This is a genomic window from Rhodococcus sp. SGAir0479 (genome assembly GCF_005484805.1).
GTDB lineage: Bacteria > Actinomycetota > Actinomycetes > Mycobacteriales > Mycobacteriaceae > Prescottella.
Window position 1 is genome coordinate 3,603,664 of sequence record NZ_CP039432.1, and the last position, 15,649, is coordinate 3,619,312.

At 70.5% G+C, this 15,649-nt stretch carries 13 protein-coding genes; 8 read left to right on the forward strand and 5 right to left on the reverse strand.

Annotated elements, in window-relative coordinates:
* Nucleotides 1-167 precede the first annotated feature (167 nt).
* The 8 genes from E7742_RS16750 (at nt 168) to E7742_RS16785 (ending at nt 10,771) form a co-directional block, all read left to right on the forward strand.
* Entirely contained in the window at nt 168-2,723 is a 2,556-nt protein-coding gene (locus E7742_RS16750) for a LuxR C-terminal-related transcriptional regulator (RefSeq protein WP_254699041.1), read from the forward strand.
* A 96-nt stretch (nt 2,724-2,819) separates the two neighbouring features.
* Nucleotides 2,820-3,785 carry a pirin family protein gene (locus E7742_RS16755; protein WP_137799969.1) on the forward strand — a complete coding sequence of 322 codons (966 nt, stop codon included), beginning with the start codon at nt 2,820-2,822 and terminating at the stop codon, nt 3,783-3,785.
* Nucleotides 3,786-3,990: 205 nt separating this feature from the next.
* Nucleotides 3,991-4,755 (forward strand): pirin family protein, encoded by a 765-nt coding sequence (locus E7742_RS16760; protein ID WP_137799970.1) that lies wholly within the window; start codon nt 3,991-3,993, stop codon nt 4,753-4,755.
* Nucleotides 4,756-4,800: 45 nt separating this feature from the next.
* A complete protein-coding gene (locus E7742_RS16765) occupies nt 4,801-5,712 on the forward strand; it encodes a PaaI family thioesterase (protein WP_254699042.1) in 912 nt (303 codons plus the stop codon).
* Nucleotides 5,713-5,751: 39 nt separating this feature from the next.
* Nucleotides 5,752-6,684 (forward strand): PaaI family thioesterase, encoded by a 933-nt coding sequence (locus tag E7742_RS16770; RefSeq protein ID WP_137799971.1) that lies wholly within the window; start codon nt 5,752-5,754, stop codon nt 6,682-6,684.
* 12 nt (nt 6,685-6,696) lie between these two features.
* Nucleotides 6,697-7,575, forward strand: coding sequence for a protocatechuate dioxygenase (locus E7742_RS16775; RefSeq protein ID WP_137799972.1), 879 nt, complete (start codon nt 6,697-6,699; stop codon nt 7,573-7,575).
* 101 nt (nt 7,576-7,676) lie between these two features.
* A complete protein-coding gene (locus E7742_RS16780) occupies nt 7,677-8,723 on the forward strand; it encodes a protocatechuate dioxygenase (RefSeq protein ID WP_137799973.1) in 1,047 nt (348 codons plus the stop codon).
* A gap of 89 nt (nt 8,724-8,812) precedes the next feature.
* A complete protein-coding gene (locus E7742_RS16785; protein ID WP_137799974.1) occupies nt 8,813-10,771 on the forward strand; it encodes a M13 family metallopeptidase in 1,959 nt (652 codons plus the stop codon).
* A gap of 51 nt (nt 10,772-10,822) precedes the next feature.
* Here E7742_RS16785 and E7742_RS16790 read toward each other — a convergent pair whose 3' ends face one another.
* The 5 genes from E7742_RS16790 to E7742_RS16810 all read right to left on the reverse strand — a co-directional run bounded on the left by E7742_RS16790 (nt 10,823) and on the right by E7742_RS16810 (nt 15,498).
* On the reverse strand, nt 10,823-11,149 hold the full coding sequence (locus E7742_RS16790) for a YnfA family protein (RefSeq protein ID WP_137799975.1): 327 nt from the start codon (nt 11,147-11,149) through the stop codon (nt 10,823-10,825).
* Between the two features lie 71 nt (nt 11,150-11,220).
* Nucleotides 11,221-12,231: a L,D-transpeptidase gene (locus E7742_RS16795; protein WP_137799976.1), complete on the reverse strand. Its 1,011-nt coding sequence runs from the start codon at nt 12,229-12,231 to the stop codon at nt 11,221-11,223.
* 96 nt (nt 12,232-12,327) lie between these two features.
* Entirely contained in the window at nt 12,328-14,013 is a 1,686-nt protein-coding gene (locus tag E7742_RS16800; RefSeq protein ID WP_175420513.1) for an FAD-dependent oxidoreductase, read from the reverse strand.
* Nucleotides 14,014-14,129: 116 nt separating this feature from the next.
* Entirely contained in the window at nt 14,130-14,336 is a 207-nt protein-coding gene (locus tag E7742_RS16805; protein ID WP_137799977.1) for a dodecin, read from the reverse strand.
* A gap of 13 nt (nt 14,337-14,349) precedes the next feature.
* Nucleotides 14,350-15,498: a serine hydrolase domain-containing protein gene (locus tag E7742_RS16810; RefSeq protein WP_254699339.1), complete on the reverse strand. Its 1,149-nt coding sequence runs from the start codon at nt 15,496-15,498 to the stop codon at nt 14,350-14,352.
* Nucleotides 15,499-15,649: the final 151 nt, after the last annotated feature.

Below are 15,649 nucleotides of genomic sequence, written 5' to 3' on the forward strand. Positions count from 1 at the left end.
CGACCGGCGCCCGCGACCCTTCTGCGAGGTCTGCGAATTCTCGGCCCCGGCCGCTGCGGTGTGACAGACTGTGCTCTCCGCGTACGTGATCTCCCGAGATGGCGTACACGTGAGGTGTCGTGGGGGCGCCACCGCTTGTACCGACCGTCCTGGGCGGAGTGGGGAGCGTGGTTGTGGAATTCGAGAACGAGACGATCCGAGACCGCCCACGACCGCGCCACGCGCGGCGGACACTGTTTCCCCGCCCGCGGTTGTTCGGGTTGCTGTCGGATCCACCCGCGCTCACCGTCGTCCGCGGACCGCGGGGCGCCGGCAAGACGTGCCTGCTGACGGCCTGGACCGAGTCCGCGCACGCCCCGCGCGGCCCGGTGATCGCGATGCCCACCCCCGCCGGCCCCGGCGAGCCGGACCGGTACTGGGCCGAGCTGACACGGCGACTCGACGAGGCCCTCGCGACGTGGACGGATCCGGTGACGGTCGTCCTCGACGACGTCGAACGCCTGAGCGACACCGCGACCGAGGCCCGCGTGCTGCGTCTGCTGGACCGGGATCCCCGCGTACACGTGGTCCTCACGACCCGGGACACCAGCATCTTCGGGGACTCGACGCTGCTCGACGTCGACCACCTCACGGTCTCGGCACCCGAACTGATGTTCACGCTCGACGAGTCGCGGTCGGCCCTCGCCCAGCGCGGAATCGAGTTGCCCCGGCACCTCATGGAGCTGGTGCAGGAACTCACCGGCGGGTTCCCGCCGCTGGTACAGGCCGCGGTGGCGGTCGCACGGCCCTTCGGGACCGACTACGACCACAGCCGCGAACTCGCCCGGCATGCGCTCGAGCGCGCCATCGACCGGTACGTCGAGCGCGAGATCCTCGGTGCCGCCGACCTCGTCGACCACCGGGACTTCATGCTCACGATCGCGGCGGCACGGGTGGTCACGGAGGCGGTCGCCGAGATGCTGTCCTCCGTCGCCGACGCCGCCGCCCGCCTGCACGCCCTCGAGGCCGCGGGCGTGCTGGTCCGGTCGGCATGGCCCAAGGACGACGAGTGGCGGTTCGTGCCACCGATCCGCGAATCGCTCATGCGCGACGTGCGACTCGAGGCGCCCGCCGGCCCGTTGCAGGCGTCGACGACGCTGGCGACGTGGCACCGCGGCCGGGGCGACTGCGTCGCCGCTCTCGAGTACGCGGTGGAGGCCCGCAACTGGCCGCTGGCGATCGAGATTCTCGAGGCCGACTGGGTCGAGCTGGTCTCCCGCGAGTTCCGGCTCGTCCGGGACACCCTGGTGGCGATCCCGGCCGCGGTCGCCGACGGCAATCTCACCATCCGCGCGGGCCGCGAGCTCTTCGTCCGCTTCACCTCCGCCACACCCGATGCCGAGACGCCGCCGCCGATCGAACCCGCCGGCATGCGGTCCACCGATCCGGAGGAGGCGGGCGACGCGTTGACGGTCGGCAGCGTGCAGTCGTTGATCCTGCGGGTCAGCGGCCACTTCGCGCAGGCCTCCGAGACGAGCGTCCGGATGTCGGTGCTCGGCGACCGACTGACGACGATGCAACCCACCCGCGCGGCGGCGTTCCTGCCGATGCTGCGCCTGCAATGGGGGATCTCGCACCTGCTGCACGGCGAGCTGGGTCGGGCGAGCGCAGAGTTCCGCCGGTCCTACACCGGCTGCCGCACCACTGGACCGCACTTCGTGGCCCGGCACGCGGCGGGCAATCTGGCCCTCGCCTACGCGTTGTCCGGTGAACTCGGTCATGCCGAGGCGTGGTTGGACAAGGAACGGCGCTACGACGACGAATCGGTGTGGGTCACCCGCATGGTTCGGGTCGGCGGCCTCGTGGCGTCCGCCCTCGTGGGAATCGACCGGATGGAGCTGGACGTCGCTGCGAAGGCACTGGCGCAACTCGGGGACCTGCACGACAACGAGGAGCTGTGGGCGTTCGCGGTGTACGCCCACTGCCGACTGGCGCTGTTCACGCGTCAGGCCGAGGTGGGGCTCGACCGGTTGCACCGGGCGGTCGCCGTCTACGAACGCTGGTTCACTCCCGGTTCGATCGCGGCCCGACTGCTGGTCGCGGCGGAGGCCGACCTGCACCTCGCTCTCGGGCACGGCAACGAGGCGTGGAGCACGCTGGCGAGTGCACACGCCCGCGGGCCGTGGTCCGCGATCGCCCATGCCCGGCTGGAACTGTCGAGCGGCCATCCCGCCGAGGCCCTCGCGGACTGCGCGCGTCCCACGCTCTCGGACTGCCCTTACCCGCGCGTGCGGATGGAGTCCGCACTGCTCCAGGCGGCGGCACACCTCGATCTCGACGACGACGTCCAGGCAGAGGCGATGTTGCGACGGGCGGTGGCGCTGTTCGAACAGACCGGTGTCGTGAGCCCGTTCGCTGCGCTGCCCGCGGCGCGGGTCGCGCGACTGACCGGCCTGGACGTGCCGCTTCCGGCGGCGTGGCTGGCGGTGGCACCGGACGCGGCGAGCGCGGCGTTCCCGGACCGCGTCCAGCTCGTCGGCTTGAGCGATCGCGAGGCGGCGGTGCTCAACGCCCTGGTGTCCACGTCGTCGATCGCCGAGCTCGCGGCCCGGTTGTTCGTCTCGCAGAACACCGTCAAGACCCAGCTCCGCAGCCTGTACCGCAAGTTGGACGTGCACAGCCGCGCGGATGCGCTGCTGGCCGCGGCCCGCCTGGGTCTGATCGACCCCGGCGCCGACGCCTGACACGCGCGGACGCGGACGGGAATAGGTGGGACGGCGGTGCGTTGAGTACGGTGAACTAGTTGAATCCTCAACTAGTGGGACCGTCAGGAGAACACCATGCCCGCCGTGACCGTCGACAACATCCTCACACTGCCGCGCCTCGAGGCCACCGACCCGACCGCCGTCGATCGCCCCGTCCTCGGCATCGTCACCGCTCCGGTCGGGTACGAAGGCGAAGGGTTCCCGGTGCGCCGCGCGTTCGCCGGGATCGATATGGCCCACCTCGATCCCTTCATCCACATGGACCAGATGGGCGAGGTCAACTACGCCCCCGGAGAGCCCAAGGGCACCCCGTGGCACCCGCACCGCGGCTTCGAGACCGTCACTTACATGATCGACGGGATCATGGAGCACCAGGACTCGAACGGCGGTGGCGGCACCATCGGCGGTGGCGACACCCAGTGGATGACCGCGGGAGGCGGCATCCTGCACATCGAGACACCGCCCGAACACCTCGTGACGAGCGGCGGCCTGTTCCACGGCGTCCAGCTGTGGGTGAACCTGCCCAAGAGCGACAAGATGGCGGCGCCGCGCTACCAGGACATCACCGGCAGCAAGGTCGCGCTGGTCTCGAGCCCTGACGGCGGCGCGCTGGTCCGGGTCATCGCGGGCGAGATCGGCGGCCACCAGGGCCCCGGGTCGACGTACACGCCGATCGCGTTGTCGCACACCACGGTCGCACCGGGTGCCAGCGTGACGCTGCCGTGGAACCGTGACTTCAACGCCCTCGTCTACGTCCTGGCCGGCGACGGCTTCGTCGGCGCCGACCGGCGACCGATCTCGAGCGGACAGACTGCGGTCTTCGGCCGCGGCGACTCGATCACCTTCTCGGCGGCCGACGTGCAGGACTCCCGCACCGATGCACTCGAGGTGTTCGTCCTGGGCGGACGGCCGATCCGCGAGCCCGTCGCCATGGCCGGCCCGTTCGTCATGAACACGAAGGCCGAGGTCATGCAGGCGTTCGAGGACTTCCAGGCGGGCCGGCTGGGCTCGATCCCGGCCGCCCACGAGACCCTCGGCTGACATCGACGACGTTGCCGGACAAGCGATCACATCGGTCGGTCGACCGACCGGCCGATGCGACCGTCGCCGTCACGCTCCCGTGAACACTCCGAGACCCGACCGACACCACTGATTCGGCGCCGACCAGTCCCACTTCGTACCCTGGTGACTCGACAGCGCGAATGCCTCGAATGCCCCGCCCGTGACTGTCACCGAGGAGGACCGCATGCCAGCTCTCACCACACCCCACATCGACGTCCATCGCGCCGGCGATCGCCTGAAGACCCGGATCCCGTGGCTGGACTCGAAGCACTCGTTCTCGTTCGGTCACCACTACGACCCCGACAACACCCACCACGGGCTGCTGCTGGTCAACAACGACGACATCGTCCAGCCGGGCCAGGGCTTCGACACCCACCCGCACAAGGACATGGAGATCGTCACCTGGGTGCTGCGCGGGTCGCTGGTCCACCAGGACTCGATCGGGCACTCCGGCGTCATCTACCCGGGCCTGGCCCAGCGGATGAGCGCGGGCACCGGCATCCTGCACTCCGAGAAGAACGACTCGTGGCGCATGCAGGGTGACGAGCACGAGGAACCCGTCCACTTCGTGCAGATGTGGGTCGTCCCCGACGAGCCGGGCATCACCCCCGGATACGAGCAGCTCGAGATCGATGCCGAACTGCTGGCGGGCGGGCTCGTTCCCGTCGCGTCGGGCATGCCGAAGCACCGCGATCACGCCGCGATCCGGATCAAGAACAAGTATGCGTCGCTGCACGCGGCCCGGCTCCAGCCCGGAAAGCCGGTGCGCCTGCCCGCGGCACCGTTCGTGCACGTGTTCGTCGCCCAGGGCAGCGCCGAGATGGAGGACGTCGGCACCCTGTACGAGGGCGACGCGGTCCGGCTGACCGCGTCGGGCGGGCAGACGATCACCTCGGAGACCGGGGCCGAGATCCTCGTCTGGGAGATGCACGCGCGTCTCGGCGGCTGAGATCCGTCGCGCACCGCGGCGCGGCGGCCTGCTAGCCAGGACGGTATGACATCGGTATCGGTCGCGCCCCGCGGCATCGACCCGCTCAACACCGTCATGGGAGTGCGGACCCTGGCGATGAACGCCACCGGCGCGAGCTTCGAGCAGTCCGTCGGCCCGCGGTTCCACGACCACCGCGGGCTGGCAACGCTCGGATCGGTGGGCGTCGTGGCCGACGACGCGGTTGCCGGAGCCTTCTACGCGTCGGTGCCGACCGGGAGCCGCACCGTCGTCTCGCAACTCGTCGTCACCGCCGCGGCGCCGCTGCCGGCGACCGGCCGGGTGACCGCATCGGCGTCGACGACGTACCTGGATCCCGATGCCGGAACGGGCATCACCTCCGGCGACATCCGGGACGACGGCGGCCGCGTCAGCGCGCTGCTGCGCGCCCGCAGTTTCGTCGTCTCCCGGCCGTCCCGGGCCGAGCTGCACTACGGTCCCGCAGCAGATCTCGCCGTCCCCGCTCCCGAGGCGGCCGCACCCCCGGCGGATCTCGCGGTGATGCCCGGGCTGGCCGTCGTCCGGGCCATCGCGTCCGGGGAGGTGCACCGTGGTGCGCTGGCGGGGCTCGTCGACCTCACGGTCGAGACGGCCGCGCGCGGCGCCGTCACCGCGCACATGACACCGCAGGCGTGGATGAGCAACGAGATCGGCACCGTGCAGGGCGGTGTGCTGCTGACGGTCGCCGACCTCGCCGCCGGGCTCGCGGCGCAGACCCTCACCGAACCCGGCGGCGAATTCCGCACGCTCGACGCCCATCTCGACCTCGTCCGGTCGCCCGCCGTCGACGGTCCCCCGATTCGGGTGGAGTCCACCGTCGTCCGCGCCGGCCGTCGCCTCGCGCTGATCGAAACCCGCCTCACCGGCGCCGACGGCAGGCTGCTGGTGTCCGCGCGCGCCGACGCGCAGCTGGGATAGCGGTTCGGTGTCCGCGGGCGTGGGTGGTACACAGGACCGATGACCGCGACAGCCACCGACGCCCGAGCTGCCCACACCGCACCCGAACGGCTCGATCGGCTCAACCTGCTGATGGGGGTGGAGGCGCGCGAGGTGCGCCGCGGACACCTGGTGCTGGCGCAGGAAGTGGGCCCGCGCTTCCACGACCACCGCGGCGTCACGATCCTCGGATCCGTCGGCGTCCTCGCGGACGCGTGCCCGGGCGGTGCGCTCGGCAGCTCCATCCCTGCCGGCGTGGGAATGGTGCTGTCCCAGATGTCGGCCACCCTGGCCGCGCCCATGCCGACGCGTGGCACCGTCGTCTCCACCGGCGACGCCGCCCACCTCGACACCGACGCCGGCATGGGCCTCGCCGCCGGCACGATGCACGACGGTGACGGCACCGTCGTCGCGATCCTGCAGTCCCGCGGAGTGCTCGTCACCCGTCCGCGCGCCAACGCCGACACGGTCCTGAGCGGGGAACGGCTCCCGGTGCCGGCGCCGGAGCCGTGCGCCGCGGCCGACGAGCTCGCCGGACGGGGCGGGCTCGACGTGGTCGACGGCATCGCCTCGGAGCGGATCGCTCGCGGCCCCCTCGCCGGCCTGCTCGACGTGCACCTGACGGACGTCGAACGCGGCTCGGTGACCGCCACGTTCGCGCCGCAGGACTGGATGAGCAACCCCCTCGGATCGATCCAGGGCGGAATCCTGATCACTGCCGCCGACCTGGTCAACGGGCTCGTCGCGCAGACGCTCACCGCCGTCGACCAGCAGTACCGCGTGCTGGACCTGCGGGTCGACTTCGTCCGCTCCCCCGCCACCGACGGCCCCGCCATCCGCGCCGAGGCCGAGGTGGTGCGGGCGGGCCGCCGACTCGCGCTCATCGAGTCCCGGCTGCTCGACGACGCCGGCCAGGTCCTGGTCCGGGCGGCCGCGAGCGCGCAGTTGCTCTGAGGGAGCCGTCGGATGGACCGGGACGTCGAACTGAGCCGGCTGCGGATCAGCCGTCGCCGCGCACTGGCCCTGGGCGGCGCCGTGAGCCTCGGCGGGCTGCTGGCCGCGTGCGGCGGTGACCCGGGCACCGCGCCGACCGCCACCGGGACCACGACCGCCGTCCCCAGCGACATCGATCCCCGGCTGCTCGCGTTGCTCGACGAGGCCCCGCACTGCGTCATGGCGGTCGAGGAGACCCAGGGCCCGTACTGGTTCGACGTCGACTCCATCCGCCGCGACATCCGCGAGGACCGCCCCGGTCTGCAGCTCGACCTGGCATTGCGGGTCCAGCACGCCCGTGCGTGCGCTCCCGACGGCGGTGCACCCGCGGTCGCGAACGCGGTCGTCGAGATCTGGCACTGCGACGCGGGCGGCGTCTACTCCGGCTACGAGGCCGCGTCCCGCGCCGCGAGCGGCGACACCACCGCGCCGGCCGGCGGTGCACCGGCCGGCGGCGTCCCGTCCGTCGTCACGATGTCCGACGGCTCGTACAGCCTCGACGACGGCCAGTTCCCGCCCACCGACGACGGCACCTACCTGCGCGGCGCGCAGACCACCGACGCGAACGGTATCGCGCAGTTCACGACCATCTTCCCCGGCTGGTACACCGGCCGGACCGTGCACATCCACGTCAAGGTCCACATCGACCGCAGGACGGTGCTGACCTCCCAGCTGTACGTCGACGACGCACTGAGTGACGACGTCTTCGCGACCGTCGCCCCGTACCCGGGCCACCCCGGCCGCGACACCCGCAACGACACCGACGTCGTCTTCCACGACACCGGGCTCGTGGCCGCCGTGCGCGATCCGGACCGGATCCTGGCGGCGATCAATCTGGGGCTCGGCGTCTGACCCGACCCGTTCACAGGCAACTCACAGCGGACGTCCAGCCCCGCGCCAGCCCCGGCGGCCACGCTGGTCGACGAACCATTCGCTGCAAGGAAGGACGTCGCGTGAACAAGGACGTGGAACTGAGCCGGCTGCGGATCAGCCGACGGCGGGCGCTCGCGCTCGGCGGCACCGTGAGCCTGACCGGACTGATCGCGGCGTGCACCGGTGGCGGCGCGTCGTCGACCACGCCCGCGGCGGCGACGTCGACCCCCGCGGCGGGCACCGCTGCCGCGGCCACCGGCACCGTGGACGATCAGCTGCGCGCGTTGCTCGATCAGGCGCCGCGTTGTGTCATGGCGGTCGAGGAGACGCAGGGCCCGTACTGGTTCGACGTCGATTCGATCCGCAGCGACGTCCGTGACGACCGCCCCGGGCTCGAGTTGAACCTGGCGATGCGGGTGCAGGACCTGACGAACTGCAGCGCCGACGGCAGCGCGGCCGCCGTCGCCAATGCCGTCGTCGAGATCTGGCACTGCGACGCCGGCGGCGTCTACTCCGGCTTCGAGTCCGGGTCGGTCGCCGCGAACCAGGGCGGCGGACCCGGTGGTGGCGGTATGGGTCAGCCCCCGCAAGGCGGTATGGGCGGTCCCCCACCCGGTGGCACACCGCCCGAGGGGATGCCGGAAGGCGGTCCGGGTGGTCCGGGTGGTCCGGGTGCGATGGGTGGTCCGGGTGGTCCGGGTGCGATGGGTGGTCCGGGTGGTCCGGGTGCGATGGGCGGCTCCGGGGAGACGTCCGACGGGTCGTACAGCGTCGGTGACCAGGAGGCCACCACCACCGACGACGGCACCTACCTGCGGGGCGCGCAGACCACCGACGCCGACGGCATCGTGCGGTTCACGACCATTTTCCCGGGCTGGTACACCGGCCGGACCGTGCACATCCACCTCAAGGTGCACATCGACAAGAAGACGGTGCTCACCACGCAGCTGTTCTTCGACGACGCTCTCAACGACGAGATCTTCTCGACCGTCTCGCCGTACACGGACCACACCGGCCGCGACACCCGCAACGACACCGACGGGATCTTCGACGAGGCCGGTCTGATGGTGACGTCGCGGCAGTCCGACCGCATGCTCGCGGCGATCAACCTCGGCGTCGACGTCTGAGGCCCGCGGTCCCGGAGGATTGCCGCCGCCTGCCGCGCGGAATCCTTCGGGATCGGCCTCGGCGGTCGACGCGGTGTAAAGATGGAGCGATGACGACTGCGCAGCATTCCGGCATCGACCTGACCCACCTCGACGCGGGTACCCGCCCGCAGGACGACCTGTTCGTGCACGTCAACGGCAAGTGGCTGGACGAGTACGAGATTCCGGCCGACCGCGCGGTGGACGGCGCGTTCCGCACCCTCTACGACAAGGCCGAGGAGGACGTGAAGACGCTCATCCAGGAGGCGTCGGCGTCCGGCGCGGCGCACGGCACCGACGCCCAGAAGATCGGCGACCTGTACTCGAGCTTCATGGACGCCGAGGCCGTCGAGGCCGCCGGACTGGAGCCGATCGCCGAGGAGCTGTCGGCCGTCGCGAACGCCGCCGACCTGAGCGAGCTGGCCGCGATCGTCGGACGGCTGCAGCGCACCGGTGTCGGCGGGGCGGTGGGCCAGTACGTCGACACCGATGCCAAGAACTCGGCGCGATACCTGGTGCACTTCACGCAGTCCGGCATCGGGCTGCCGGACGAGTCGTACTTCCGGGAGGAGAACTACGCCGAGATCCGCGACGCGTACCTCGCGCACATCCGGAAGATGTTCGAGCTGGCCGGTATCGAGTACGACGCGCAACGCGTGTTCGAGCTCGAGACCGCGATCGCGGCCGGCCACTGGGACGTCGTCAAGCGCCGCGACGCCGAGCTGAGCTACAACCTGGTGACGCTGGACGACCTGCAGTCGCGGCACGGCGGGTTCGACTGGGCCGCATGGATCTCGGGGCTGCAGGCCACACCCGAGCAGCTCGCCGAGATCGTGGTGCGGCAGCCGAGCTTCGTCGAGTCGTTCACCGAACTGTGGACGTCCCGCCCCATCGAGGACTGGAAGGCGTGGGCCACGTGGCGGATCCTGCACTCGCGGGCCGCGTTCCTGAACGAGGCCGTCGTCGCAGAGGACTTCGCGTTCTACGGCAAGACCCTCAGCGGCACGGAGGAGAACCGGGAGCGGTGGAAGCGCGGCGTCTCGCTGGTGCAGGACCTGCTCGGTGAGGCCGTCGGCAAGCTGTACGTCGAGCGGCACTTCCCGCCCGAGTCCAAGGCCCGGATGCAGGAGCTGGTCGCGAACCTGCAGGAGGCGTACCGCCGCAACATCTCCGACCTCGAGTGGATGAGCCCGCAGACCCGGGAGGCGGCGCTCGCGAAGCTCGAGAAGTTCACCCCGAAGATCGGCTACCCCGACAAGTGGCGGGACTACTCGGCCGTGCAGATCGACCCGTCCGACCTGGTCGGCAACTACCGCAGCGGCTACGCGGCCGAGCACGATCGCGACATCGCGAAGCTGGGCGGGCCGGTGGACCGCGACGAGTGGTTCATGACGCCGCAGACCGTCAACGCGTACTACAACCCGGGAATGAACGAGATCGTCTTCCCCGCAGCGATTCTGCAGCCGCCGTTCTTCGATCCCGACGCCGACGACGCCGCCAACTACGGCGGTATCGGCGCGGTGATCGGCCACGAGATCGGTCACGGCTTCGACGACCAGGGCGCCAAGTACGACGGCGACGGCAACATGGTCGACTGGTGGACCGACGACGACCGCACCGAGTTCGGCAAGCGCACCAAGGCACTCATCGAGCAGTACAACGACTTCGAGCCCAAGGATCTGCCGGGTCATCACGTCAACGGCGAGTTCACGATCGGCGAGAACATCGGCGACCTGGGCGGGCTGTCGATCGCGCTGGAGGCGTACCGGATCGCCACCGAGGGCGGCGAGGCTCCCGTGCTGGACCAGCTGACCGGACTGCAGCGCGTATTCTTCGGCTGGGCGCAGGTGTGGCGGACGAAGGCACGCAAGGAAGAGGCGCTGCGGCGCCTGGCTGTCGACCCGCACTCGCCGCCGGAGTTCCGGTGCAACGGCGTGATCCGCAACCTCGACAGCTTCCACGACGCGTTCGACGTGCAACCCGGCGACGCCCTCTATCTGGATCCGGACCAGCGCGTCAAGATCTGGTAGGCGCTCCGCGCCGGCGCGACGCTCCGTTGCGCTGGCGCCCAGGCGCAGCGCCTACCGCGCGTACATGATCACGCCGACGCCACACAGGCAGATCAGCGCGCCGATGATGTCGTAGCGGTCGGGCCGGAAGCCGTCCATCACCACCGCCCACAACAGCGAACCTGCGACGAACACACCGCCGTAGGCGGCGAGGATGCGCCCGAAGTCGGCGTCGGGTTGCAGCGTGGCGACCAGGCCGTAGACGCCGAGGGCGATCATGCCGGCACCCACCCACAGCCAGCCGCGGTGTTCGCGCACGCCCTGCCACACCAGCCAGGCGCCGCCGATCTCGAACAGTGCGGCCAGGAGGAACAGCAGGATCGAACGCGTCACCGTCATGGCATCAATATCTCAGTCGCGTGCCTTTCCGGTAGCGCCGGTTACCGGAAAGGCGCACGGGCGCGAAGCGCCTACCGGTTCCAGTCGCCCAGGCCGTCGGCGCCGCTGAGGACTCCGCCGGCGGTGTTCTGCACGATCACCGGGTCGCCCTTGGTGGCGTTCTCGTAGAACCACCGGCCGTCCTCGGTGCTGACGTTGAGGCAGCCGTGGCTCACATTGGTGTGCCCCTGCTGCTGCACCGACCACGGCGCGGCGTGCACGAAGATGCCGCTGTAGGAGATGCGTGTCGCGTACTCGACGTACGTCCGGTAGCCCTCCGGGGAGTCGATCGGCACACCGTACGTGGACGAATCCATGTACATCTCGCGGAATTTCTCGCCCACGATGTAGGTGCCGTTGGGGGTCTCGTACCCCGGCTTGCCGAACGACGTCGGCATGGTCTTGACGACCTCACCGTTGCGGGTGACGGTGATCTGCTTGGTGTTGTCGTCGGCGAACGTGACCAGTGCGTCGCCGATGGAGAACGTCGAGTGTGCATCACCGGCATCGACGGTCACCCGGGTGTGGGCCGGCCAGAACTCGGTGGGCTTCCAGCGGACCTGCTTGTCGTTGATCCAGTAGAAGCCGCCGGCGACGGGCGGTTCGGCGGTGACCCGGATAGCGCGCTCAGCGGTGGCGCGGTCGCCGACCGGTTCGTCGAAGTTCACGACGACGGGCTGCGCGACGCCCACCACCTCGCCGGGTGCCGGATTGATCGACGGCGCGGAGAAGTTCGCGGGGCCCAGCGGCGGGGTGGCCGGCATGACCGACCCGGGCGGCAGCATCGCCTGCACCTCCCGCGGCAGTTCGAAGCCCGGCGGCAGCACCAGCGGCGGCGTCGGGATCTGGGGCAGCTGGACCTGCGGAAACTCGAACGCCGGGAGCTCGAAACCGGGGATCTCGGGGCCACCCGGGAAGAGCGGGGCCGCCTGCGCGGGTACGGCGAGCACCGCGCCGGCCGTCGCGGCGCTCACGGCAACCGCCGCGGCCCTGGCACCCCACCGCCGGGATCGGGCCTGCCGAGTCTTCGCCGTCGCGGTCATGTCCGTACCCCTTTGCTCGAGAACCGGACACGGACTGCGTCCGGCGCCTCCAATGTAGACAGACCGGACGCGCGTTCGACAACCCGACCCGCGGGGTCAGCTCGCTTCGCCGCGCGCCGCGTCCAGCATCGCCCGCAGATCGACGATCTTGGCCCGGGCGCGACCGCTCTCGGAACCCAGTACCCGCTCCTTCTTGTCGATGCGCTGCCACCCCTGGAAGTCGATGGCCTCCGGCTGCCGCTCGGCGACCAGTTGCGCCAACTGCTCGCCGTCGTGGTCCGGCTGGACCAGCCCGCCGCCCGCGAAGTCGGAGAGCAGCAGATCGACGGTCGCGGTCGAGCAGTACTTGTTGGTGCCGATGACGCCGGTCGGCCCACGCTTGATCCACCCTGCGACGTAGACGCCGGGGACCGGGGAGCCCGTCTCGGGATCGATGACGCGGCCGTTCTCGTTGGGGACCACCCCACGACGCTCGTCGAACGGCACGTCGGCGATCGGCAGCCCCTTGTATCCGATGGACCGCAACACCAGTCCGGTCTCGAGTGTCTCGGTCCGATCGGTCGGGCGGGCAGTGAGCGCGCCGGCGTCGTCGGCGACCAACTCGTTGCGCACCAACCGGATTCCCTCGACGCGGTCACCGCCGAGGATCTCCTGCGGCGAGGCCAGGTAGCGCAACACGATCCGCTTGCGCCCGTCGGTCGCCGTGCGCTTGGCGAACTCCTCCACCTGGCGGACCTTGAGCTTCTCGGACGGCTCCGAATCGGGGCCGTCCACCCACGCCCGGCTGGCCGCATCGAGGATCACCTCGTCGGGGTCGACGACGATGTCGACGTCGGCCATACGCCCGAGCGCGATCAACTCCGGGTTGGTGTAGGCGGCCTGCGCCGGTCCGCGGCGGCCGACGATGACGACCTCGCGGATGTTGCTGCGACGCAATGCCTCCACCGCGTGATCGGCCATGTCGGTCTTGGCGAGTTCGTCCGGATCGGTGACCAGCACGCGGGCCACGTCCAGGGCGACGTTGCCGTTACCGATGATGACCGCGCGCTCTCCCGAGAGGTCGAACGTGTGGTCGGCGTAATCGGGATGGCCGTTGTACCAGGCCACGAACTCGGTGGCGGCGTGCGAGCCGGGCAGGTCCTCACCGGGCACCCCGAGATGCCGGTCGCTGGCGGCACCGACCGCGTAGATCACCGCATGGTGGTGCTGCAGCAGCTCGTCGTGACTGATGTGCCGGCCGACCTCGACGTTGAAGTGGCACTGCACGGAGCGCTTGCTCAGCGCCGACCGGAAGACGTCGGAGACCGCTTTGGTGCCGGGGTGATCGGGCGCGACACCGGCCCGGACGAGGCCGTACGGCGTGGGTAGACGGTCGAACATGTCGACCTCGACGCGCGGCCGGGAGGTGAGCTCGATCGCGGCGTAACACGCGGCCGGGCCCGATCCCACGATCGCGACCCGCAGCGTGCCGAGGTCGGGGCTGAGCGGGCGCGGTTCCGGCAGCTCCGGCCAGTCCGGGCCGATCGGGTGCTTGTCGAAGTACGCGGCGTTGATCTCGGGATACATCGAGTGGGCTTCGCTGAGCTCGTTCTCACCGAAGATCGCGTCGACCGGGCACTCGTCGACGCACGCACCGCAGTCGATGCACGTCTGCGGATCGATGTAGAGCATCTCCGTGGTCGCGAACTCGGGCTCGTCCGGGGTCGGATGAATGCAGTTGACGGGACACACGTCCACACACGAGGCATCGTTGCAGCACGCCTGCGTAATCACATAAGCCACAGTTCTTCCCTACCTGTGAGTTCCCGACCGAGACTGTCGTTCTCGGACAGACTATAACGTGTTCCAGTTTTGGTCGAGGCTCCGTGCGACCGAGGACGTTCGGCCGTGTCGGTTCGTCACTCGAGCCGGAACCCCACCTCGAGCGTCACCTGGGTGTGGGCGACGGACCCGTCCTCGATGTGCCCGCGCGTCTCGACCACTTCGAACCAGTCGAGGTTGCGCATCGTCTCGCTCGCGCGGGCGATCGCGTTGGCGATCGCCGCATCGACGCCGTCGGGTGACGACCCCACGACCTTGATCACTCGATAGACGTGGTTGCTCATCGGTGGACCTCCCTCACTGCCGCACGATCGCCTGGGCCTCGGCGCCCAGCCGGGCCAGTCGCAGGTCCCCGAGCGCGGTGACGGCGTTGCCCAGCCGGTTGGTCACGAACGCGAGCGCCAGACCGGTCTCCGGGTCCGCGTACGCGCCCGATCCGCCCACTCCGTAATGGCCGAGCCCGCGCGACGGCTGGGTGCGGCTGGCCAGCAGCGGCGGGTGGTAACCGAGACGCCAGCCGAGCTTGACGCCCAGCACGTAGTCGCGGTCGCGCGTCTGGACCGTCCCCATCTGCTCGAGGGTCTCGGGCTGCAGGAAGCGGGTGCCGTCGATGACACCGCCGTTCGCGATGGCGGCGTACATCCGCGCCAACGACCGCGCGCCGAAGACGCCGTTCCATCCCGGCATGACGGCGTCGTGGACGGCGGGGTTGCGGACCAGTTCGTCGAAGCCGTCGGGCATGGCCGCCTCCGCGAGGCCCCGCAGCGGGCCCGCGACGGAGAGCACCGACGACGTCAGTCGCCAGTCGAGGCCCCCGGGGTTGATGTGCGGGAACAGCTTCGCGATGCGCGGCTTCTGGTCGGCGGGCACGTGGTACCAGAACTCGTCCGCGCCCAGCGGCTCCGCGATCTCCTCACGGACGATCTGCGTGAACGGCTTGCCCGCGGCTCGCGACACCGTCTCCGCGACGAGCCATCCGTACGTGACGGCGTGGTAGCCGGGCCCGCGGCGGCGTCGCGGGTCGGGGGCGCTCGCGGCGAGCGCGGCGATCACGGTGTCGTAGTCCAGCAGACCCAGCCGGCCCGGCACCAGGCCTCGCACCCGGTGCAGGCCCGCGCGGTGCGTGAGGACGTCGCGGAGCGTGATGGACTCCTTGCCGGCGGCTCCGAACTCCGGCCAGTAGGCGGCCACCGGGGTGTCGTAGTCGACGATGCCGCGCTCGGCGAGACGGTGGACGATCGTGCTGGCGACGCCCTTGCCGGTCGAGAACGACAGCGCGACCGTGTCGCGGTTCCAGCGGCGGTCCCGGTCGGCGTACCCGGCCCAGATGTCGAGGACCTTCTCCCCGTGCACGTAGGCGACCAGCGCACCGCCGCCGTTGCGTGGCTGCCGGTACATGGAGAAGAAGCGGTCCGCGAGCGGGAGGAACCGAGGATCCACCAGCATCTCGGTCCGGGCATGCACCGCCGGGGGCGGCGCCGGGGACGGCGGCACGGTCGGGGACTCGACCACCTTCGTGCGCGACGCGGCGTCGCGTTCCACCTGGATCGTCATCGTGACCTCCGATCCCGCTCCTCACACCATTGTGATTGGCGCA

Excerpts from the sequence above, each read along its gene's own strand:
- E7742_RS16805 (WP_137799977.1), bottom strand. The coding sequence starts at position 14,336 with ATGAGCAACCACGTCTATCGAGTGATCAAGGTCGTGGGGTCGTCACCC.
- E7742_RS16765 (WP_254699042.1), top strand. The coding sequence starts at position 4,801 with ATGACATCGGTATCGGTCGCGCCCCGCGGCATCGACCCGCTCAACACC.
- E7742_RS16760 (WP_137799970.1), top strand. The coding sequence starts at position 3,991 with ATGCCAGCTCTCACCACACCCCACATCGACGTCCATCGCGCCGGCGAT.
- E7742_RS16770 (WP_137799971.1), top strand. The coding sequence starts at position 5,752 with ATGACCGCGACAGCCACCGACGCCCGAGCTGCCCACACCGCACCCGAA.
- E7742_RS16790 (WP_137799975.1), bottom strand. The coding sequence starts at position 11,149 with ATGACGGTGACGCGTTCGATCCTGCTGTTCCTCCTGGCCGCACTGTTC.
- E7742_RS16755 (WP_137799969.1), top strand. The coding sequence starts at position 2,820 with ATGCCCGCCGTGACCGTCGACAACATCCTCACACTGCCGCGCCTCGAG.
- E7742_RS16810 (WP_254699339.1), bottom strand. The coding sequence starts at position 15,498 with ATGCTGGTGGATCCTCGGTTCCTCCCGCTCGCGGACCGCTTCTTCTCC.
- E7742_RS16775 (WP_137799972.1), top strand. The coding sequence starts at position 6,697 with ATGGACCGGGACGTCGAACTGAGCCGGCTGCGGATCAGCCGTCGCCGC.
- E7742_RS16785 (WP_137799974.1), top strand. The coding sequence starts at position 8,813 with ATGACGACTGCGCAGCATTCCGGCATCGACCTGACCCACCTCGACGCG.
- E7742_RS16795 (WP_137799976.1), bottom strand. The coding sequence starts at position 12,231 with ATGACCGCGACGGCGAAGACTCGGCAGGCCCGATCCCGGCGGTGGGGT.